This is a genomic window from Desulfosporosinus sp. I2, from assembly GCF_000960765.1.
Lineage (GTDB): Bacteria > Bacillota > Desulfitobacteriia > Desulfitobacteriales > Desulfitobacteriaceae > Desulfosporosinus.
This window is the reverse complement of the sequence record NZ_JYNH01000002.1, coordinates 75348-96265: the sequence shown is the minus strand read 5'-3', so window position 1 is coordinate 96265 and position 20918 is coordinate 75348. Positions and strand designations below refer to the sequence as shown.

Sequence of the window (20918 nt, the reverse complement as noted above, 5' to 3'; positions counted from 1 at the left end):
TTACTTCACCTCTTTCACAACAGCGTTCTTTAATAAAGGAAAGCCCAGTCTCTCTCGTTGCTCCACATAAGCCTGTGCACAAAGGCGAGCTAGCGCCCTCACCCGAGCAATATAACCTGTTCGTTCCGTGACACTGATTGCCCCGCGGGCCTCAAGCAGATTGAACGTATGCGAGCATTTCAACACGTAATCATAAGCAGGAAGCACCAGTCCTTTTTCCACGACCCGCTTCGCCTCACGCTCGTACATCTCAAACCAAGTCTGTAAGGCCTCTATATCTGCCACTTCAAAGTTGTAATGTGAGTAATCGATTTCATTTTGCAGATAGATATCACCGTAGGTGATATCTCCGACCCACTCTATATCGTAAACACTATCTTTGTTTTGAATATAGGTGGTCAGACGTTCCAGACCATAGGTGATCTCAGCGCAAACTGGTTTACAGTCAATCCCCCCGCACTGTTGAAAATACGTAAACTGTGTCACTTCCATGCCATCCAACCAGACCTCCCAGCCTAGCCCCCAAGCACCTAAAGTTGGAGACTCCCAGTTGTCTTCTACAAAACGGATATCATGCTCTTTGGGGTTAATCCCCAAGCGCTCTAAACTTTGCAAATAGAGCTCCTGAACATTGTCAGGTGAGGGCTTCAGAATAACTTGGTATTGGAAATAATGCTGTAAGCGATTAGGATTTTCTCCATACCGTCCGTCCGTGGGTCTACGTGACGGCTCAACATACGCCACATTCCAAGGCTCTGGTCCGAGAGCACGTAAAAAGGTCGCGGGGTTCATGGTACCGGCCCCTTTTTCTACATCATAGGGTTGGGCAATAATACAGCCTTGTTCTCCCCAAAACTGGTTAAGCGTAAGGATAATGTCTTGAAACTTCATAGTCTGCCTCCTCGTATAATTATTATTAATTACGTGTGCAAGTTGGGGACGGTTCTTGACTTGCATTCTTTTGACTTGCACTCTTTCGATTTGTACTCTTTCGATTTGTACTCTTTCGATTTGTACTCTTTCGATTTGTACTCTTTCGATTTGTACTCTTTCGATTTGTACTCTTTCGATTTGTACTCTTTCGATTTGTACTCTTTCGATTTGAAACTTGCATCAGCCGATTTCATACTCAGTCAACTACTTTTTACTTACTTGTAACTCGCTTACCCTCCAATTAGCTTTCGAGTTGGGATTGGCTAAGCTTATGTGCTGACCATGACCCGAACAAGGACGTTCGAATTTAAATCGCTGGCCATGGATGACAAGGCATCGCGATGACTAATACCAAGGATGGCGAGAATGACCTTGTAGAAAGCTATCTTATATATGGCCCTTGGACAAAAACGAATAAAAAAGCCCTCACCCCCGTAGCATTTTAAAGCTACAGGGACGAGAGCTTGTTCCCGCGGTTCCACCCTGTTTGACCCCTCAGGGTCCCCTTCGTTGTTATGTGCTCAGAGTTGCCCCATCCACTTTTCTCATTCGGCTTCCACCCACCCGAACTCGCTTAAGAGAGGATTCGTGAACTTCTTTCTCATCATCGCATATTAAGGTATCAATTTAAATTATTATATGCTGAAGAAGAAATTGTGTCAAATTTACCTCTTTACCCAACTGTAATATATAAAGAAAACAAAATGTGAAGTGACTTTTTGTAATTTTGAGCATACACGACGATAACCGGAGTTATATTAGGGAAAGTCAGATATCTTATGGAGATCTGGCTCCCTTGCGGTTGCACGGTAAGATAATAGGTGGTAAAATATCACAGACAACTTCACTCAGTGAAATGAGTTGTAAGATGTAATATAAATAAATCTAAAGTTAGTGATTTTGATTCAAAAGGAGGTGTTAATAATGATACGGTTTGATAAAGTATCCAAAGTATTCTCGGACGGATTTCAAGCCTTGGATAACCTATCTTTTCACATTGATGAAGGGGAACTGTTTGTGTTGATCGGTCCCAGTGGCTGTGGTAAAACGACCACAATGAAAATGATTAACCGATTAAACGAACCTTCACAAGGTATAATCTGGATAGGGAATAAGGATATCAGTAAGGAAAATCCCGTTGAGTTACGGCGTAATATTGGGTATGTCATCCAGCATATTGGACTCTTACCCCATATGACAATTGGTGAAAATGTAGCCTTAGTACCGAAACTCAAAAAAGTAAATCCTTCAAGCTACCAACAGAGAGTAGATGATCTTTTATCTATGGTCGGCTTAGATCCGAATGTATATCGCGATCGTTATCCCGCAGAACTAAGCGGTGGTCAACAACAAAGGGTAGGAGTGATTCGAGCTCTAGCCGCTGAACCGCCAATTATATTAATGGATGAGCCCTTTAGTGCCTTAGATCCAATCAGCCGCGAACAACTACAGGATGAGCTGATTCGACTGCAACAGGAAATTAAGAAAACTATCGTCTTCGTCACTCACGATATGGATGAAGCCCTTAAAATTGCGGATCGTATTTGCATTATGCAAGACGGCAAGATAGTCCAACTAGACAGCCCTGACCACATCCTACGCCACCCGGCCAATGATTTTGTACGCTCCTTTATAGGAGAAGACAGACTCAATGCCGCCGGAATCCTACCTGATGTTGAAGAGGTAATGATTAAACCCGTTACAGCCGGTCCTAGCCGCGGTTTGGCAGAGGCTATCAAGCTTATGCAAAAACAAAAAGTTGATAGCTTACTCATAACTGGACCGTCAAATAAATATCTGGGTATTGTCAAAGCATGGGATATCCAGCAACATTACCGTGACGAAAAGTTAACCCTCAAGGATATTATGGTAACGGATTTTGCTACAATTCAGAGAAACCGGCCCTTAAGCGAGGCCATAGATATCATCAGTGAAAACAATGTCTCCAACCTGCCTGTGCTCAGTGCTGAAGGAGAGCTGGTAGGTGTTATTACCAGAGCGAGTTTAGTCGATGTCATGGCAGATAAATACGGAAATGGAACAATGGATTCCTAGAAAGGAAGGAGCTATGGAATTTTTGTCAATTCTCCAGGAGCGTTGGCCGGCTATCGCTACAGCTTTTGTTGAGCATATTGAGTTAACATTTGTTGCCCTCTTTTTCGCGATTATTATTGCTGTTCCATTAGGAATCATACTAACCCGTTATCGCAAATTAGCCGAAACGATCATTGGCGTGACGGCCGTAGCACAAACAATTCCAAGCCTTGCCCTGCTTGGTTTAATGATCCCCCTAATAGGCATAGGATTTTTCCCTGCTATTGTGGCCTTAACTATTTATGGATTATTGCCCATTATTCGTAATACTTATACGGGTATAGTGGGGGTAAACCAAGCTGCTATTGAAGCAGGAGTCGGTATGGGTATGACTTCAAGCCAGGTATTAATTATGGTAGAAATACCTCTTTCTCTCTCTGTTATTATCGCTGGGATCAGGACATCTACCGTTCTTATTGTAGGTGTTGCGACTCTTGCTGCCTTGATTGGAGCCGGCGGGTTGGGAGATCTGATATTCAGAGGGGTTTCAATGTCAAGCAATGAGCTGATTCTAGCAGGGGCACTCCCGGCTGCACTGTTAGCCTTAATGTTTGATTATTTGTTCAAATGGATTGAAGTAAAGGTAACGCCTAGAGGCAGCAAGGGCTAAGTAGTAAATTAAAGCAGAACTCTAAATCGCTTTAGAGGAATCAATAACTTAAGGAGGAAATTTATGAAAAAGACAAAGATGTATGGGGTTTTAGCGGTTGTATTGCTATTGGTTCTTAGTTTAGTTGGTTGCTCAGCTAATGATAAAGTAGGAGCGGGGGACACTATAAAAATTGGTGGAAAGAACTTTACGGAGCAAGACATTTTAGTCTACTTAATGGCTGGAGTGGTTGAGGCTAAAACTGATCTTAAAGTCGAACCTAAACCCTGGCTCGGAGGAACAATGGTTGCCTCGAAAGCATTAGATGCTGGAGATATTGACATCTATGCTGAATACACAGGGACGGCTTTGACTGTACAACTTGAACAAGAGGTCATAACTGACCCAGATGAAGCTTATGCTAAGGTAAGCAAAATGTACAAAGAAACGAAAGACATTACTTGGCTCAAGCCTTTTGGGTTTAATAATACCTATACGCTGACGATGCGAAAAGCCGAGGCAGAAAAGTTAGGTGTTAAAACCTTCAGTGATCTGGTAAAGCATGCACCTGATTTAGTAATGGCGTCTGAGCCGGAATTCCTTGAGCGGGATGACGGATATAAGGGTATTCAAAAATTGTATGGCATACAATTCAAGGATGTTAAGGCAATGGATGCAGGCCTTATGTACAGTGCCGTCAAAGACGGTAAAGCGGACGTGTGTCCTGCCTATGCTACAGACGGAAGAATTGTGGCCTTTGATCTGCAAGTGCTAAAGGATGACAAGCAGTTCTTTCCACCCTATTATGCTGCTCCTATTGTGCGTAATGATACTTTAACCAAACATCCGGAGCTTGCAGATGCTCTTAACTCTTTGTCAGGCAAGCTGGATGATTCAGTAATGCAGCAGCTAAACGCTAAAGTTGATCTGGATAAGAAAGCGGCTAAAGATGTTGCCAACGAGTGGCTTAAGGCCCAAGGCCTAATTTAAATGCCACGTCAATTGGCAAACAGGTCTAGTCTAATCCGCTTTTTGAGCAAACGATTAGCAGTACTAACCTGTAACAATAAATCCTGCCTTCATAAACTGAAGGCAGGATTTATTGTCATATGGAAGAACCTAACTCCCATACTCTTTAATTTTAGAAATAAACTTGTCATACACCTTGTGCATATGAGGTTCATTACTGTAGACCTTTAATTCCTTTAACGGAATCCATTTGACCCCACTATTTTCATCTTCTTTAATACTCAAAACGTCAGTTTCATCCGCTTCAATCAAAAAAGCAACAGATAAATGTAGATGAGGGGACACATATTCTCCTCGTTTAATATGTCCTAACACTGGGAGTATATCCAAAGAGAATATTCCTGGAGTAGCCAAGTGACAATTTTCCACTCCGGTCTCTTCCTTTAATTCTTTAATGGCAACCGCTAATAAATCAACTTCCCCGTCCGCATGACCACCTGTCCAAGACCATGAATTATAGATATTGTGATGAACCACGAGCACTTTTTCTTTGGTACTATTAACGACAAACGCCGAACTCGTAACATGAGTAATCTCATTATCCCTAGTTAAAACATCCTCGAATAGCTCAATACAGTGTAATATAACTGCTTTATCCTTTCTTTCTTGCTCATTGTAGGGGATATATTTCTTTATCAACTCGATAAAATGCATTTGTTTTCTCTTTCTTCTAAAATTCTTCCGTAGCCTCATCATAAGGATACTTTTGTTCAGACGAAACTTCCAATTCAAAATGGTTAATCGCTGCCCCAACAGCGCCTAAAAGCGCGAGCATTCTTAAACTCGGCTTCCTCCATACCGTATACGCCAAGGCTAAACCCAAAGGAGCCGAAAGGCTTACAATCGTATTTTCGTGTCTTTTCAGACTAATTGTGGAGTGACTAATATTTACCATCGAAGATCTAATGCCATCCCACATTCCATTCCCCGGACCTTTGAATTCCCACACCCGTCCTTCTCCCTTTTGAGCCTTGTCCAGATCATCTAAAGCCTTTACAACGTCTCCTTGAGCCAAATTCAGCGCATTACGAGCCTCTTCATACCCTATTCCCATACGCTCCCGTAAAATATCCACCTTTTCAAGTTCCGTCAACGGCTCAATCATTGTTTTTCCCTTCCTTTACATCATATTGTTCACTCACTTCAACCCGTGTCAAACTTCCCATCCGCCAGGATTTGAGAGGCCGTTCAAATCTATTCTCTAGGTAAATCCGCAACGTCTCCACAATTTCTTGTCGCATCCAATCATTCCAACGCAAGCGGTCCAACTTAGTAATATCCGCCCGAATCAGTTGACGCATAAAAGCAATACTTCCTGCCCGAATCCAACGGCCTGAATTGTTCTCTAAACAATTTCCACAGAGCGTACCACCCGCCACAGAACTAAAAAACATTCGCTCACCCTTTACAGCAACACCACACTCGGCACATTCCTCTAAACGCGGACGATAACCCAACAACGCCATCGACCTTAATGCATAAGCACTAAGGACAAGAGTAGGTTCAAAATGCTCCAGTAAAAACAAACAGGTCAATGTAAGTGCAAAAAGTTCTGAGTTTGGCTGTGCCGGAATCGTCGAAATATCTAAAAGTTCAACAATACCTGTCGCCGCAAACGATCGATCAAGATCATTCCAAAGATAAGGAAAACTTTCCCTCGGGCTGCACTGACTAATAGTATCCAACGTTTTCCCCCGATGGATCAGATAATCTCCATAAGTAAACAACTGAGCCCCAGCCCTTTGACGACTTTTAGGTTTAAGCACCCCTTTTGCTACAGCTTGAAGCTTCCCCATCTCACGAGAAAAAAGAGTGAGCACTCGATCCGACTCACCTAATTGTTTACTACGGATCACTAACGCGTCCGCATGATAAACGGCCACGCCCACTCACCCTTTCTATTTTATGTATATATGACAGCACTATACATTTAAGCTCGTTTTTCGGTCTTATTCAAGACGGTGCACATAAAATGTGCCGCCTCCCTAGTAAACGTAACTATCCCCGTTATTACGTTCCTCGTTCCAAGCCCCGGGACGCAGTGTGATACATCAGCGACGTCTTTACGTAAGCAGAATAGCAAACTCCGTGAAAGCGACCCCAAACACGGGGCAGTGCACAGGGATGTGCACTGCCGCCAACCGAGCCAAGGATGGCGAGTCTGGCACGATAGTCTCCAGTGGAGATTATCGCCGTAGGCGTGTGCTTTAAAAGAATACTATCGCCGAAGGATGTACCCCGCTCCCCATTTAGGAGCTTGAACGGTTAGTTTGCTCTGCGTCGTAAGACCGAGCGTTGTATCACACAAGGACGGCACTAGTTCCCAAGCGTTCCGCTCCTGCTTGGATAAGCTCAAGCGCAAACTCCTTAGTCCTGATTCCACCTGACGCCTTAACCTTAACATTTTCCCCTACCCACGCTTTAAGATTTCGCACATCCTCAACCGTGGCTCCCCCTCCGGCAAAACCAGTCGAGGTTTTAATGTAATCTGCTCCTGCACGTTTCACAATCTCAGCCACCATTTTTTTCTCATCTTCCGTAAGTAAACTAGTTTCAATAATTACCTTAATAATTAATCCACACCCGTGAGCCGCTTCAACCACACGAACAATATCTTGTTCTACCGCATCCCAATGGCCAGACTTAGCCCAACCGATATTGATAACCATATCCACTTCTTTACCACCATGTGCTTTGACCATAAAAACCTCTTGGACTTTCACTTCAGTAAACGTTGCCCCCAAAGGAAAGCCCACGACAGCAGCAACTCCAATCCCTGTGCCGTGTAGGAGCTTAGCCGCAGTTTGAACGTAAATCGGGTTGACACAAACCGTCGCAAACTTATGTAATTGAGCTTCATGACAGAGCGCAACAATATCCTTTTCCGCCGCTTGCGGCTTTAATAACGTATGATCCGTCATACCTGCAAGATTCATCTTACTCTCGTTCCTTTCCATATCCGTAATTACGTAAACTGTCCATTCGATTTCGCCAATCTTTTTTAACTTTAACCCAAACTTCTAAGAACACCTTACTACCTAATAAGGCCTCAATGTCCAGACGAGCTAAACTACTGATCTCCTTGAGCTGTTTCCCACCTGCTCCAATAACGATCCCCTTTTGAGATTCACGTTCAACCACAATCAACGCTCTCACTTTAACCAGGGTCTTCTTTTCTTCTACCTCTTCAATCACCACTGCAATCGAGTGAGGAATTTCATCGTGGGTCAGCTGAAGCACTTTTTCGCGCACCAGTTCCGCCATGATAAAGCGTTCCGGCTGATCAGTTACTTCATCTTCAGGATAATACATGGGTCCTTTAGAAAGTTGCGCAAAAATCACGTTTAACAGTTCATCCGAATTTTCCCCGGTCTTTGCCGAAATAGGAACAATCGCTTTAAAATCAACAAGAGCAGCAAATTGTTGAATTTTACGCATCAACAGATCCTTCGTCGCCAATAAATCAACCTTATTTAGGACTAGTACACAGGGAACCTTCGTTTGCTTTAGCATCTCAATAATATACTCTTCGCCCGGACCATATTCGGCGGAAAGATCCACAATATAAAGGATAAGATCCACTTCGCGCATAGATTCCTTGGCCTTACCGACCATATATTCCCCTAACTTATGTTTGGGTTTATGAATTCCTGGAGTATCCAAAAAGACAATCTGTCCTCGTTCTTCCGTCAAAATACACTGAATACGATTTCGGGTGGTTTGAGGCTTATCTGACATAATCAGCACTTTCTGCCCCAATAAATGATTAAGCAAGGTCGATTTACCCGCATTAGGCCTACCAATTACGGACACAAAACCAGAACGGAATTCTTTTGATGATGTTGAAACCAACTGTGAAGTCACTTCCCTATCTATTACTTTATTTATTTTCTAATGTTCATTACCATAACCTTAAGTCATGGCGACTATACAACTCGCATTTCGTACGCATATCTTAACACAAGCTAAGATCACAATGTACCTACATAAGGTCCCTAAGCCCAAACCAGGCGGTGCCCATAAATGGCCGCCAACCCACTTACGTACTCCTTCTTCAACCATCCTCAAAGCATTACCCAACCAGTTCCTAGCCCCGGGACGCAGTGTGATACATCAGCGACGTCTTTACGTAAGCAGACTAGCAAACTTCCGTTCAAGCGACCCCAATACGGGGCAGTGTACAAGGTCCCTTCTCGCCATCCTTGGCTACAGGGACACTCGGCCATCCTGCAAGAAGGCTAATACGTGCGAAGACAGTGTCTTCGGGCCAGCGGATGTACACTGCCGCCAATGCGCCATGGACGGCGCTTTTGGCACGATAGTCTCCAGTGACGATACTCTCCAGTGGAGAGTATCGCCGAAGCCGCTATTCTCCAAACAATACCTGCCGGCGTAGGATGATTATCGCCGTAGGCGCATTCTTTAAAATAATACTATCGCCGAAGGATGAACCCCGCTCCCCCTTAAGGAGCTTGAACGGTTAGTTTGCTCTGCGTCGTAAGACTGAGCGATGTACACGCAAGTCCCTCACACAAGTTCGATGAACTCCGGCCCAAACGCCTCCGGCAACAGCGCTTTCAAGCTAGTCACCCTCGTTTCACCCTGCCCATTAATTAAAAATACGGGGCAATCCTCAGCGAACTCGCGAATCACTTGTCGACAAGCACCACACGGGGATGGAAATACATCAGTCGGTACTGCAATCGCGATACCTATCAGTTTTCGCTCTCCCTGAGCCACAGCTTGGAAAATTGCGTTTCGTTCTGCGCAAACTGTTAAACCATAACTGGCATTTTCCACATTACAGCCACTATAAATCTTCCCAGATGAAAAAAGTGCCGCCGAACCAACGGGATAATGAGAATACGGTACATAAGCCTGTCCATATGCTGTTTGGGCCTGATTATAAAGTTCTTGCTTAAGCTTTGGATCAAGCATTTAAGCAAACAACTCCTTTCTAGAAAGCCTTACCCACAAAGCGATACAACAAAGGGGCAAAAATAGTGATCCCAATTATAACAGCCTGAATTGAAGTTACTAAGACTGCTCCTGAAGCCACGTCTTTAGCCATTCCCGCAAGAGGGTGAAAGTTTGGTTGTACCATATCCACAACAATTTCAACCGCTGAATTCATAACTTCTGCACCGAGTACACAGCCAATCGCTAAAATAAGAATCAGCCATTCAAAACGTGAAACCTTGGACCACCAAGCAAAGCCCAAGACAAGCGTCCCAGCGAACACGTGAAACTGCATATGTCCCTGGGTTTTCAATGTATAGAGTAATCCTCGCCAAGCTTGATTGAGACTGCGCCAAAATCCCGGTTTCTGGTATCTCCCCATACTTTCCTCCATCTCTCGTCCTAAACTAAAAGACTTGGTATTAGCTATACTCTCTCTAACCCTAATTTGGCCATTACCTCTTCTTCCTTGCTGCGCATCTCTTGCTTATCGTTTTCTTCTTCATGATTATACCCTAATAAATGAAGCGCCCCATGAACAGCTAGGTAAACAATCTCCCGCTCAAAAGAATGCCCATATTCCTCGGCCTGCTCCCTTGCCCTTTCAACGGAAATAACAATATCTCCCAGCATATCATCTTCAAACTCTGAATCGGGTTCCTCATCCATTTCCTCTTGCAAGGCAAAAGAAAGAACATCCGTTGCTCGATCCACTCCTCGATACTCCATATTTAACGTATGAATGCGCTGATCATTAACCAACATTAAGCTCACTTCAGCCTCATCAGGCCCACCGGATAAGTGGATAGCTTCATTAATAGCGTTATTTAGCAAAGCGGAGAGAACGTCCTGCTGTTCCAATAGAATAGACTCCTCTTCCCAAGAGATATCCAAAATCACGTCTTCGGACAAACCTTCTCTGTGCTTAAAACAGGAAGTGATTTATCCTTCCCCCCTTAAAAGATTCTTTTTTATCTTAGCACCTCTAAGAATTATCCCGAATAGGCCTACTGTACCTCTCTTGAGGAAGCTCAATTTCTGGCAGACCCTTCTCGATTCTCCAGTAAGTTATCCATTTGAGGACCGTTACCGTCCTCTTGATCAGCCTCTCCCAAGAGTTTCTTATTCAAACTGGCGCTTCCATGCTCCCGGGTACTTGGTATCTCCGGATATTCTACACGGGAGTGGAAAATTCCACTCAAAACACGGACAAAAGCCATCGCAATTCGATCTAAATCTTGAAACGTCAAATCACATTGATCTAATTGACCGTCATGTAGCTTGTCCTTAACAATCTTGCGAACTAGACCTTCAACCCGCCCCGGTGTAGGCTGTCTCATAGACCGCACTGCTGCTTCCACACTGTCCGCCAAGGCAACCAACGCGGCTTCTTTGGTCTGAGGCTTTGGGCCTTCGTAATGGAAAGCCTCCTCTGGAACATTTTCATTGTCCTCAAGGGCCTTATGATAAAAGAAACTGACCAGACTGTCTCCATGATGCTGGGAGATAATTTCTTGAATTTGCTGTGGAAGTTTATAATCCTTTGCTAATTCTAAACCATCCTTGACATGAGACGTTATGATAAGCGAGCTTAAAGTTGGAGCAATCTTATCATGTGGATTTTCCTGGGTAAACTGATTCTCAATGAAAAAATAGGGGCGTTTCAACTTTCCAATATCGTGATACATCGAGCCAACCCTTACCAAAGTCGAATCAGCATGAACTGCTTCCGCTGCGGCCTCAGCCAAATTGCCTACTAAAATACTATGATGATAGGTCCCTGGTGCCTCCATCAGCAAGCGTTTAAGCAACGGTCGATTCGGGTTCGATAATTCTAAGAGCCGTACAGAAGAAGTAATTCGAAATCCTGATTCAAACCAATGCAACGCCCCCACCGTTAAAAACGACGAGGCCAATCCATTCACGATCCCCAAAATCACCCCAACCACCCAGACCATCAACCGCATGTCCGAGCTAAAGGCAATTCCGCTAATCACCAAGATATTAACCCCTGATACAAATATCCCAGCCCGAGCCAAATCCGAACGCTGACTCAAATGGGACACACTATAAACTCCCACGATTCCACCAAAAAGAGCCACCAAACCTGCTTGCAAGCCGAAAGCAGTCGAAAGTGAAGGATCCACTAGGACAGCCGCAAACACCGCTAAGACAACGCAAACCAGCATTGCGACATCTACACCAATCAGAATCGCAACTGACATAGTCGCCCAAGCAACCGGAATGAGCATCCCTGACAAATTATTATAATCAGGCCCTAAATTTAAGGCCATTACCCCACGCCCTATGGCCAAAACAATACTCATTGTTAACCCAATAAGCACCATTCGATTGGTCAAACGCAAAATATCCCGTTTATACTGGAACAAATATACTAGAATTGTTCCCATTCCAGCAAGAACTATCAACGCAATCCCTGCTGCTGATTTCCAGGTATTATGACTATTAATCAAACCATAGGCCCTCAAGACTTGGTAAACCGATTCCTCAACAATCTCCCCGGGCCCGACAATTTTTTGATTTGCCTTGTAACGTAGCACATTTTTTTTAACTAGGTTTTTGGCCGTTGTTCTTAAAGCGTCTGTTGTCACCTCATCCACGATCAAAGTTGGTTTGGTAATTTCTTGGTCCACAAAGACCTTTAATAAAGCTTTTACCTCTTCATTCAACCCCGACTGACTAAGATCCGCTTTAGTTCGCTCACGAAACCCAGGCATTTCCGCATCAATCCGAGCTCCGGAATCCACATTGCTCGCTCTGCTTAGAATAATACCTTTACTGATCTGTTCGACTGCATTCAAATCATCCGGTTTTATTTTTACTAAAGACGATAATACTTTCTCTGGTAAATCCATAAACAGCTGTGCTTGTTTCAGTTTATTAATGCGAGTACGATCATCCCCTGTGGTTGACAAAGTATCACGCAAAGTGGTAAACGTTTTTTCTAAATCCTTAGTCAATAAGTTCAAATACTCCTCATCAGGCTGGTAAACTGGTTTAACCGCTTTCGCTGCTTTATCTTGATCTCGAGAATATCCTACAGTATCTTCGATGTCCTTATCCCATGGAGCAGTGATCAGTTGGGGACTGGGCTCCCCTATTTCTAATTGAAGCGTGGAGACAAAAATATTGGAGGATAATAGAACGACAAATAACAGAAAATACACCACCCCAACAATGGCGCGTAGCCATGTGGTGTGATGTTTAAGAAAATCTATACTACTTGATAACCTCATCCAAATACTTTTAACGGTTCTAAACTTCAATACCATCATCCTACTTCCAAGTGCCCCTACCAAGTTTAAACGCTTTCAAGCCTAAATAACCATCCAAAATCCTTATGGATTAGCGTATACTGCCAAATCTTCATAAGTTTCCACCTCAAGCCGGACGCGTACTGTATCGGTATTATTAGTTAACACCTTGACAGTTTCTTGCACAATCGGAACCTTAGGTGTTACTTTCTTCTGAACTTCTGCCCGAGCATCTTGTTCAGCCAATTGAAGGGCTTCTGAGACTGAACGTTCAAAATGCACTTTACGCTGTTCAATATACTTTACCTTAATACCTTCGACAGGGAATCGCCAATTCCTCCACAGTTTTACAGATACGTTCACCACTTCTTCGCTTCCTTGCTCAAAAGGAGAAACCTGCGTTGTTACCATTATGACGCGGGAACCAAATTTTATACCCCACCCTGTGGCAATTCTACCACTTTCCTCCACTTTGTCTTCCACCAACGGGATCTGAGTTTCGGCACTATACCATACTCTTGCACGAACGAAGCCTCTGGCTACCGAAGCAGGCAAGGCCTGTTTAGCATTCTTCACATTATTAGCTTCCGGCTTTCTAATGAGCACTTGCCCAGCTCGAACGGTTTCTCCTTCGTGAACCAGAGGGGTTCCTTCAATTACCATAATCTCCTTTACAACGCCTGCATGACTAGCGACAAGATTACCCACCTCTTCAGGAATGGACGGACGAATTTTCTCGGAAATCTTGATTTTAATACCCGTCCCCTGACGTTCGATCCCTACCCATGCGGCATCTGGCAATTGTTCTTGAAGTGTTCTAGCTATCCCGTTTAAATCCAAATTCCTTGAAAAGACCCCAGTTTTCAGCCCAATTTTCTCAGCACGTTCTAAAACGTCAGTCGACAATAAGTTTCGATTTCCCGTCACGGAAATTGAGAGTACTAATTGGGACATTACGCTTAACACCGAAGCTATTATGAAAATTCCAATTATAAGTCCTTTCCTCCGCCACCAACGAGCGGCAACAAAAGGCCAGCCATATTTGGCCACAATGTGTACTCTTGTATGAGTGAGTCGAGCCGCCTTACGCAAACGCCGGAAATCTGCCAATTTAATCTGGGCTCGCATTCCTCGGTTAGACCTTTGCGTATGATAAAAAATGACGCCATCTTTTAGGGCTTGATTAATGAAACGAGCCAATTGTTCTCCCCTAGCAAAGAAAAGAACTCGACCATACCAAAACGTCCGTATCCAATCAAACATTACTTTATCTCTCCCCGTCTAAAGAAAACCTGACTTGCGCCAAGCCTGCAGGCGCAGTCGGAAGTCTTTGGTTGCGCTTATGCCACCCAAAACTTATTCTTTCTGTCATGGTACAAACGATAAGGAAGAAAGTTCTCCTTCGATTTGCAGTTCGGTGGATAATATGACTTTGAGTACTAACCCCTTTCCTTTAAAACAGACATTTCCCTCAGCTGTTTCCAAACGAATTTCTTCTTCAGAGAAGTTAACAATGCTGTAATAATTTTCGACCAAGATTTGACCCCGCCCAATTATGGTAATTTTAGGACCTTCTCCCACCACATCTGGTGGTAAATCCAAAACTTCGCCCATACTTGTCTGAATTTTTTTGAACAAAAGAGCCCCCTCCTTCTCTCAATATTTATGAGGGAAGGAGCAAAAATAGTCCAAGCCTAACTATCTAATTCTTAGTAAAAAAGGGGAAAGGTCGGTTACAATAAAATTGCAACCGACCTTTCTTGCCAAAAACTAATAAGTTATGCGCCGAGAATTTCTCTTACAACCTGATTAACGAGTTTGCCATCAGCACGGCCTTTCGTCTTAGGTGTTAAAGCTCCCATAACTTTTCCGAGGTCTTTAGGGCCCGAAGCCCCTAGAGTGTTGATTGTCTCTTGAACGAGCTGGCGAATTTCCCCTTCGGAAAGCTGTTGAGGAAGGTAATCCATAAGAACGGCCATTTCTTCCTCTAGAGCCTTTACCTTATCGGGGCGATCCGCTTGTGCAAAAACCTCAAGCGCATCCCGACGCAGCTTCAATTCGCGTGCCAATACTTCAATGACTTGAACATCGTTAAATTCAATTTTCTTATCGATCTCAGCATTTTTTATGGCCGCCCTAGCCATTCGAATGACGGAAAGTCTTACCTTCCCCTCCTCTTTGGCCTTCATGGCAACCTTCATATCCTCAACGAGGCGATCTTTCAGGGTCAATTCGAGACACTCCTTACTTGAACTTGCGTTTCCGTGCAGCTTCAGACTTTTTCTTTCTCTTCACACTAGGTTTTTCATATGCCTCGTGCTTACGAGCTTCTGCACTAACCCCTGCCTTTTGACAAGTACGCTTGAACCGGCGGAGTGCGGCATCAAGGGATTCGTTTTTACCAACTTTGACTTCACTCATTGTCTTATCCCTCCCTCCACTGGATCATCATAAATATACTTTATTATTATACTGGATGAAGTGGGTTGCGTCAAGTTCACTTTGCCACTCGTACCAGTCGTTACTGGATTTCCACAGGTCAATGTGACTTTGCGTTCTCTAAAAATCACCCAATTGTTGCATTGAGAGCCTGCCCTCCCAGCAAATGAACATGTAGGTGTCCCACGACCTGTCCTCCATCTGTTCCAGTATTGGTAACCACTCTGTAACCGGTCTCAGCCACTCCTAATTCCTTCGCTAAGCGACGAATTACGCCGAAAAGGTGACCCATTAATCGTTCATGCTCCAGAGTTACATCATTAAGACTCTGCAAATGGATTTTCGGAATTACAATTAAATGCACTGGCGCTAAGGGTTGAATATCTTTGAAAGCAAGGATCTCGTCGTCTTCAAAGAAGATTTCGCTAGGAACTTCATGAAGGGCAATTTTACAAAAAATGCAATCCGACATTTTAATTCTATTCCTCCCATATCTTATTCCATCAAAGAATTTAATTGACTAAATTAAGCTTGGCATGGGGACGTTTTGTTTGCCAGGTATTTATTGTCGACAAAAACAAGGATTGCCCCCTTAACAAAGTTATTGCTTTGCGGAACACTGACCTTCCTCCAGAATCACCGTCACAAACTGCCCCGCTGACCACAGCTTCCCGTCCTCACATGACGGCAGATGAACCTGAAGATAATGGGGTGTATGCCCCACAGCACACCCTTTCGGATCAACCCACTCGATCAGAACTTCGACCGGTTTTCCAATAAAGCGGCGAATAAATGTTTCTTGACTATCTCGAGCGACCAACAATAGTTCCTTCACCCGTTGATCTTTGATCTTCTTTGGGACTTGATCCGGATAATCTGCTGCAGGGGTCCCTTTTCGTTTCGAATACGGAAACACGTGAATTCCGGAAAAGCCGCAGGACCTCACAAAATCAAGTGTCATGGCATGGTCCTCTTCAGTCTCCCCCGGAAAACCGACAATAATATCCGTCGTCACCGCAAGATCAGGAATCCTCTGGTGAAGTCTCTCTAAGAGCTCTTGATATTGTTTCAAACTATAAGGACGATTCATACGAGCGAGCACCTTATCACTACCACTTTGTAAAGGCATATGTAAGTGGGGGCAAACCTTATTGGATGTAACAATACTCTCAATTAACTCCGGCGTATATTCCATTGGTTCAATAGAACTCAGACGCAAGCGACCCAGCCCCGGTATTTTATCTAACTCGCCAACCAAACGAGCTAAACTCCAATGTCCTCCCAAATCTTGTCCGTAATACCCTGTATGAATCCCCGTTAAGACAATTTCAGGATATCCCTCTTTAACTAGCCGCTGAGCCTCAGCAATCGCATTCTCTGGAAGACGACTGCGCAAGGGACCCCTTGCATAAGGAATGATACAGTAGGTACAAAATTGATTACACCCTTCCTGAATCTTCAACATCGCCCGTGTCCGATGCTCTTCACTAAGTTGCGGAAGCTCTTCAAATTCCTCCGCATCCCAAATCCCACGCACAGCATTCTGGGGCTTACTCTCAGCTCTCACACGCTCGATCCACTCAAGAATCTTACCACGGTCCTGATTTCCTAGAACCAGATCGACCCCTTCAATCCCTAAAATTTCCCCCGGCGCCGTTTGAGCATAACAACCCATGACCACAACAACGCTCTCCGGATGAGCCTTTATCATACGACGAATGACCTGACGGGATTTACTATCTCCAGTGTTTGTCACCGTACACGTATTAACAACGACAACATCCGCTTCTTCCGAGGCACCCACTACCTGATATTTTGCCTCTCGAAAAAGTTGAGCCATTGCTTCGCTTTCGGTTTGATTTACTTTACAGCCAAGAGTAACGAAACACACGGCTTTTCGTGGTTCGTGGTTCGTAGTTCGTGGTTCGAACATCGCCGGATGTGTTTTAACCTGTTCAACTTCTTGAGACATAATACTCCACCTTTTTTTCGTGGTTCGTGGCTCGTCTAATCGGCCCCAGAGACAAGACGGTGCACATAAATGTGCCGTCTCCCAATCCCCTAAGTTATCCAAGCATGGTTTCCCAACTATCTCGAAATTAGGGCTATACTTTTCATGCCCGGGACGCATTCTCAACACACGTGTAAGTCAAGAACCGTCCCCGACTTGCATCCACATGGCAAACAAAGCCTCTTGGCGTGCTCCACCTTTTCCCATGTTCGTAATCCGTCTAATCGACCCCAGAGCAAGACGGTGCACATAAAATGTGCCGTCTCCTAAACCCCCAAATTATCTAAACATAAATTCTCAACTATCTCCAAAGTCGAACTAAACGTTCCAGTCCGTTCTATGCGTTCCTAGCCCCGGGACGCAGTGTGATACAGCAGCGACGTCTTTACGTAAGCAGAATAGCAAACTTCCGTTCAAGCGACCCCATACACGGGGCAGTGTACAAGGATGTACACTGCCGCCAATGCGCCCGAAGACACTGTCTTCGCACGTATTAACCCTCTTGCAGGACGGCGCTTTTGGCACGATAGTCTCCAGTGACGATACTCTCCAGTGGAGAGTATCGCCGAAGCCGCTATTCTCCAGACAATACCTGCCGGCGTAGGATGATTATCGCCGTAGGCGCATTCTTTAAAATAATACTATCGCCGAAGGATGGACCCCGCTCCCCCTTTAGGAGCTTGAACGGTTAGTTTGCTCTGCGTCGTATGACCGAGCGATGTACACACAAGTCCCCTACCCCAAATCCCCATAACTCGCCAAAACCATCGTCAACGCTGCCAACGCTGCCGTTTCCGCCCGAAGAATTCTAGGACCCAGCGTAACACTTTGAGCTCCAAGCTGCTCTTGCGCCCAAGCAACTTCGGCTTGCTCGAACCCTCCCTCAGGACCAATCAGCAGAGCAATAGGGCGCTGAGGATCCATCGTCTTAAGCACGGAAACCAAGCGTTGAGTCTTTTCTTCTTCGTAAGGAATAATCCACTGAGTTCCCTCTGGCAACTTACCCTCTAAATCCTTCCAATCACAAACCTTAAAAATAGTGGGTTCCTGAACCCTATGAGACTGCTTCGAAGCCTCTGAGGCAATTTTTTGCCAGCGAGCGACCCTATCCTGTGCTTTACTTCCTTCAATATGTACAATTGACCGTTTGGCTCGCAAAGGAATAAGACCCAGCATACCCAGCTCAGTCCCTTTCTGAATCACCCATTCCATCTTTTCCCCTTTGGAAAGTCCCGCCACTAAATACACAGCAGTATGGGCCTCTACATCCGGCTGATCCGTACTAAGGATCCGACAAGTGACACTTTTGTCTTCGATCTTCAGGATGACAGCAGTATACTCCCTCCCAGAATTATCAAACCCCACGACCAAGTCTCCCGGCGAAAGTCTAAGCACCCGGACAAGGTGCTCTCTTTCTGAATCGCGTAGCCAAAAGACATCGTTCCCAAGCTCTGTAATCTTAAACCGATTCACAGTTGGCCCACCTCGCTCGAAATAAAATCCACCCGGAATCTAAGACACGTTCAATAATCTCGAATCCGGCATCTTTAAGTCCTTCTTCAAGCTCATCCGCTCGATTATCAATGATGCCAGACGCTAAAAATTCGCCATCCGGACGCAACAATCGTTTTAAATCTGGAAGCAACATTAAAATGACATCTGCAATAATATTGGCAATGACAACATCCGCTTGCCCCGTTAGTACAGTGCCTAAGTCCCCACGTGCCACTCGAACACGATCGTTCACACCATTTAAATCGACATTTTCTTGGGCCACCTTGATTGCGACAGAATCAAGATCGACAGCCTCTACCTTTGCCCCGAGCTTTGCAGCTGCAATGGCCAAAATACCAGAACCGGTTCCCAAGTCAAACACAGTTTGTCCCGGCTTAATCATGCCCTCCATTGTCTTCAGACATAGTGTCGTCGTAGGATGGGTCCCCGTTCCAAAAGCCATCCCCGGGTCAAGTTCTAAGACAATATCCCCAGGCAAAATTTCCGCCTGCTCCCAAGTCGGCTTCACAAGAATATGTTTGCCAACCCGAATGGGTTTGAAATAGGCCTTCCAGGCTGTTTCCCAATCAACTTCCTTCAACGTTAACCCATGAGTCTGAATAACCCAATCGGGAAAACGCTCCAATAACTCTTGAATTCCTAAATTAAGCTTGCCCAGTTTCTCCATTAACTCATCATCTTCCGGAAAGTAACCTTTTACAACAGAAGTCCCAGTGAGTTCCACCTCTCCAAAATTATGATAATCCCAGATTCCAGATTCTATGTAGTTAAGCAGAAGTTCCGGGTCTTCTACACTGACACCTGGACAACCTAATTGATAAAAAAGATCGGCAACAGCTTCTTCTCCTTCGGATGAAACTGTTACCGCTACTTCACGCCAATCCATTGTGTATACTCCTTTTATCCCATCGCATCGCGTAGGTTTTCTTTGAACTTTTCAAACAATGATTTTTTGCCCATTTGTTGTTGCTCAGACGTTACTTCGCCAAATTCACGCAACAGCTTCTTCTGTTTTTCATTCAGTTTGGTCGGTGTTGTCAAAACTGCTCGAACATGCTGGTCACCGCGACCACTGCCTCTACGATAAGGGATACCATGGCCTTTGAGTCTAAAGACTGTGGAGGTCTGTGTCCCCTCGGGGACTTTCATCTTAACCACGCCATCTAAGGTTGGAACATCGATTTCTGCCCCTAAGGCTGCTTGGATAAAGGTAATCGGAACTTCGCAATAAACGTCATTACCCTCACGTTCAAAGAATTTGTGCGGTTTAACCTGCAAAATAATATAAAGATCTCCCGGGGGCCCACCTTTAGCTCCTGCTTCTCCATCTCCGCTGAGCCTTAAATTCAAGCCATCCTCTGAACCTTGAGGTATACTAATTTTAATTGTTTTGACCTTACGGACTTTCCCTTGTCCATGACACGATGAGCACGGGCTACTGACAGTACGCCCTTCTCCCTGACAGGTTGGACAAGTTCTGGCCGTTTGGATTTGACCAAAGGGTGTACGCTGAGTCACTTTGACCTGCCCGCTACCATGACACTGGGAACACGTCGTCGGATGAGTTCCAGGAGCAGCACCAGAGCCTTGACAATCCGTACAGGTTTCGTCACGAGGAATCTGAATTTCCTTTTCGACACCAAACACCGCTTCTTCAAAACTCAAGGACATTGAATAGCGTAAATCTGAACCCCGCTGCGGACCACCACGACGTTGCCCACCGCCGCCGCCAAAAAACATATCGAAAATGTCTCCGAAGCCTCCAGCGTCACCAAATCCCCCTTGGCTTGGATCGGCATGACCAAATTGATCATAGCGCGCCCTCTTCTCCGGATCACTTAAAACATCATACGCTTCAGTAACTTCCTTAAATTTCTCCTCAGCGCCCTTGTCCCCCGGATTGACGTCCGGGTGATATTGACGGGCTAACTTCCTGTACGCCTTTTTAATCTCCTGTTCGCCGGCATTCCGCTCGACTCCGAGCACCTCATAGTTGTCGCGTTTCATGATTTCCCTCCACACTCCTGCTTAACCCATCCACTAATAGTATCAAAGTACTATAGTATTATATGAC

23 protein-coding genes are annotated in these 20918 nt (G+C 44.8%); 3 read left to right on the top strand and 20 right to left on the bottom strand.

Going from position 1 to position 20918, the window contains the following annotated elements:
• On the bottom strand, positions 1 to 891 hold the full coding sequence (glyQ, locus tag UF75_RS01170) for a glycine--tRNA ligase subunit alpha (protein ID WP_045572770.1): 891 nt from the start codon (positions 889 to 891) through the stop codon (positions 1 to 3).
• A gap of 311 nt (positions 892 to 1202) precedes the next feature.
• Positions 1203 to 1415 (bottom strand): hypothetical protein, encoded by a 213-nt coding sequence (locus UF75_RS01165; protein WP_045572769.1) that lies wholly within the window; start codon positions 1413 to 1415, stop codon positions 1203 to 1205.
• Positions 1416 to 1857: 442 nt separating this feature from the next.
• On the opposite strand from UF75_RS01165, the gene UF75_RS01160 reads away from it, so the two are divergent.
• From UF75_RS01160 to UF75_RS01150, 3 genes are all read left to right on the top strand, one after another.
• Positions 1858 to 2988, top strand: coding sequence for a betaine/proline/choline family ABC transporter ATP-binding protein (locus tag UF75_RS01160; RefSeq protein WP_045572768.1), 1131 nt, complete (start codon positions 1858 to 1860; stop codon positions 2986 to 2988).
• Entirely contained in the window at positions 2945 to 3637 is a 693-nt protein-coding gene (locus UF75_RS01155; RefSeq protein WP_282433747.1) for an ABC transporter permease, read from the top strand. Before UF75_RS01160 ends, UF75_RS01155 begins: the two co-directional genes overlap by 44 nt.
• Before the next feature lie 63 nt (positions 3638 to 3700).
• Entirely contained in the window at positions 3701 to 4606 is a 906-nt protein-coding gene (locus UF75_RS01150) for a glycine betaine ABC transporter substrate-binding protein (protein WP_045572766.1), read from the top strand.
• A gap of 129 nt (positions 4607 to 4735) precedes the next feature.
• Here UF75_RS01150 and UF75_RS01145 read toward each other — a convergent pair whose 3' ends face one another.
• The 18 genes from UF75_RS01145 to dnaJ form a co-directional block, all read right to left on the bottom strand.
• The gene (locus tag UF75_RS01145; protein WP_045572765.1) at positions 4736 to 5299 is read right to left on the bottom strand and encodes an NUDIX hydrolase; all 564 of its coding nucleotides are present in this window, start codon (positions 5297 to 5299) and stop codon (positions 4736 to 4738) included.
• A gap of 16 nt (positions 5300 to 5315) precedes the next feature.
• Positions 5316 to 5750: a DUF4342 domain-containing protein gene (locus UF75_RS01140; protein ID WP_045572764.1), complete on the bottom strand. Its 435-nt coding sequence runs from the start codon at positions 5748 to 5750 to the stop codon at positions 5316 to 5318.
• Positions 5743 to 6528, bottom strand: a complete 786-nt coding sequence (recO, locus tag UF75_RS01135) for a DNA repair protein RecO (RefSeq protein ID WP_045572763.1) — start codon at positions 6526 to 6528, stop codon at positions 5743 to 5745. Before recO ends, UF75_RS01140 begins: the two co-directional genes overlap by 8 nt.
• Before the next feature lie 417 nt (positions 6529 to 6945).
• Positions 6946 to 7581, bottom strand: coding sequence for a deoxyribose-phosphate aldolase (gene deoC / locus UF75_RS01130; protein ID WP_045572762.1), 636 nt, complete (start codon positions 7579 to 7581; stop codon positions 6946 to 6948).
• Position 7582: 1 nt separating this feature from the next.
• Entirely contained in the window at positions 7583 to 8497 is a 915-nt protein-coding gene (gene era / locus UF75_RS01125) for a GTPase Era (protein ID WP_045572761.1), read from the bottom strand.
• 675 nt (positions 8498 to 9172) lie between these two features.
• The gene (locus UF75_RS01120; RefSeq protein ID WP_045572760.1) at positions 9173 to 9583 is read right to left on the bottom strand and encodes a cytidine deaminase; all 411 of its coding nucleotides are present in this window, start codon (positions 9581 to 9583) and stop codon (positions 9173 to 9175) included.
• Positions 9584 to 9602: 19 nt separating this feature from the next.
• Positions 9603 to 9986: a diacylglycerol kinase family protein gene (locus tag UF75_RS01115; protein WP_045572759.1), complete on the bottom strand. Its 384-nt coding sequence runs from the start codon at positions 9984 to 9986 to the stop codon at positions 9603 to 9605.
• Positions 9987 to 10030: 44 nt separating this feature from the next.
• Positions 10031 to 10504 carry an rRNA maturation RNase YbeY gene (gene ybeY / locus UF75_RS01110; protein ID WP_045572758.1) on the bottom strand — a complete coding sequence of 158 codons (474 nt, stop codon included), beginning with the start codon at positions 10502 to 10504 and terminating at the stop codon, positions 10031 to 10033.
• Between the two features lie 131 nt (positions 10505 to 10635).
• Positions 10636 to 12900 carry an HDIG domain-containing metalloprotein gene (locus UF75_RS01105; RefSeq protein ID WP_045572757.1) on the bottom strand — a complete coding sequence of 755 codons (2265 nt, stop codon included), beginning with the start codon at positions 12898 to 12900 and terminating at the stop codon, positions 10636 to 10638.
• Positions 12901 to 12963: 63 nt separating this feature from the next.
• Entirely contained in the window at positions 12964 to 14142 is a 1179-nt protein-coding gene (gene yqfD, locus UF75_RS01100) for a sporulation protein YqfD (protein ID WP_045572756.1), read from the bottom strand.
• A 105-nt stretch (positions 14143 to 14247) separates the two neighbouring features.
• The gene (gene yqfC / locus UF75_RS01095) at positions 14248 to 14517 is read right to left on the bottom strand and encodes a sporulation protein YqfC (protein ID WP_082074957.1); all 270 of its coding nucleotides are present in this window, start codon (positions 14515 to 14517) and stop codon (positions 14248 to 14250) included.
• 140 nt (positions 14518 to 14657) lie between these two features.
• Positions 14658 to 15110, bottom strand: coding sequence for a GatB/YqeY domain-containing protein (locus UF75_RS01090; protein WP_045572755.1), 453 nt, complete (start codon positions 15108 to 15110; stop codon positions 14658 to 14660).
• 13 nt (positions 15111 to 15123) lie between these two features.
• Positions 15124 to 15300 carry a 30S ribosomal protein S21 gene (gene rpsU / locus UF75_RS01085; protein ID WP_009620268.1) on the bottom strand — a complete coding sequence of 59 codons (177 nt, stop codon included), beginning with the start codon at positions 15298 to 15300 and terminating at the stop codon, positions 15124 to 15126.
• 145 nt (positions 15301 to 15445) lie between these two features.
• Positions 15446 to 15790 (bottom strand): histidine triad nucleotide-binding protein, encoded by a 345-nt coding sequence (locus UF75_RS01080; RefSeq protein ID WP_045572754.1) that lies wholly within the window; start codon positions 15788 to 15790, stop codon positions 15446 to 15448.
• Positions 15791 to 15919: 129 nt separating this feature from the next.
• Positions 15920 to 17251, bottom strand: coding sequence for a tRNA (N(6)-L-threonylcarbamoyladenosine(37)-C(2))-methylthiotransferase MtaB (mtaB, locus tag UF75_RS01075; protein ID WP_242860066.1), 1332 nt, complete (start codon positions 17249 to 17251; stop codon positions 15920 to 15922).
• Positions 17252 to 18064: 813 nt separating this feature from the next.
• Positions 18065 to 18802 carry a 16S rRNA (uracil(1498)-N(3))-methyltransferase gene (locus UF75_RS01070; RefSeq protein WP_045572752.1) on the bottom strand — a complete coding sequence of 246 codons (738 nt, stop codon included), beginning with the start codon at positions 18800 to 18802 and terminating at the stop codon, positions 18065 to 18067.
• Positions 18789 to 19730, bottom strand: a complete 942-nt coding sequence (gene prmA / locus UF75_RS01065) for a 50S ribosomal protein L11 methyltransferase (RefSeq protein ID WP_045572751.1) — start codon at positions 19728 to 19730, stop codon at positions 18789 to 18791. Before prmA ends, UF75_RS01070 begins: the two co-directional genes overlap by 14 nt.
• Before the next feature lie 14 nt (positions 19731 to 19744).
• Positions 19745 to 20851, bottom strand: a complete 1107-nt coding sequence (gene dnaJ / locus UF75_RS01060) for a molecular chaperone DnaJ (protein ID WP_045572750.1) — start codon at positions 20849 to 20851, stop codon at positions 19745 to 19747.
• Between the last annotated feature and the right edge of the window lie 67 nt (positions 20852 to 20918).

Coding starts and splice junctions, on each gene's coding strand:
- deoC (WP_045572762.1), bottom strand. CDS start 7,581: ATGAATCTTGCAGGTATGACGGATCATACGTTATTAAAGCCGCAAGCG.
- UF75_RS01160 (WP_045572768.1), top strand. CDS start 1,858: ATGATACGGTTTGATAAAGTATCCAAAGTATTCTCGGACGGATTTCAA.
- UF75_RS01150 (WP_045572766.1), top strand. CDS start 3,701: ATGAAAAAGACAAAGATGTATGGGGTTTTAGCGGTTGTATTGCTATTG.
- UF75_RS01105 (WP_045572757.1), bottom strand. CDS start 12,900: ATGATGGTATTGAAGTTTAGAACCGTTAAAAGTATTTGGATGAGGTTA.
- rpsU (WP_009620268.1), bottom strand. CDS start 15,300: ATGAGTGAAGTCAAAGTTGGTAAAAACGAATCCCTTGATGCCGCACTC.
- mtaB (WP_242860066.1), bottom strand. CDS start 17,251: ATGTTCGAACCACGAACTACGAACCACGAACCACGAAAAGCCGTGTGT.
- yqfD (WP_045572756.1), bottom strand. CDS start 14,142: ATGTTTGATTGGATACGGACGTTTTGGTATGGTCGAGTTCTTTTCTTT.
- UF75_RS01120 (WP_045572760.1), bottom strand. CDS start 9,583: ATGCTTGATCCAAAGCTTAAGCAAGAACTTTATAATCAGGCCCAAACA.
- UF75_RS01080 (WP_045572754.1), bottom strand. CDS start 15,790: ATGTCGGATTGCATTTTTTGTAAAATTGCCCTTCATGAAGTTCCTAGC.
- dnaJ (WP_045572750.1), bottom strand. CDS start 20,851: ATGAAACGCGACAACTATGAGGTGCTCGGAGTCGAGCGGAATGCCGGC.
- UF75_RS01140 (WP_045572764.1), bottom strand. CDS start 5,750: ATGATTGAGCCGTTGACGGAACTTGAAAAGGTGGATATTTTACGGGAG.
- UF75_RS01115 (WP_045572759.1), bottom strand. CDS start 9,986: ATGGGGAGATACCAGAAACCGGGATTTTGGCGCAGTCTCAATCAAGCT.
- glyQ (WP_045572770.1), bottom strand. CDS start 891: ATGAAGTTTCAAGACATTATCCTTACGCTTAACCAGTTTTGGGGAGAA.
- prmA (WP_045572751.1), bottom strand. CDS start 19,730: ATGGATTGGCGTGAAGTAGCGGTAACAGTTTCATCCGAAGGAGAAGAA.
- UF75_RS01145 (WP_045572765.1), bottom strand. CDS start 5,299: ATGCATTTTATCGAGTTGATAAAGAAATATATCCCCTACAATGAGCAA.
- UF75_RS01155 (WP_282433747.1), top strand. CDS start 2,945: ATGTCATGGCAGATAAATACGGAAATGGAACAATGGATTCCTAGAAAG.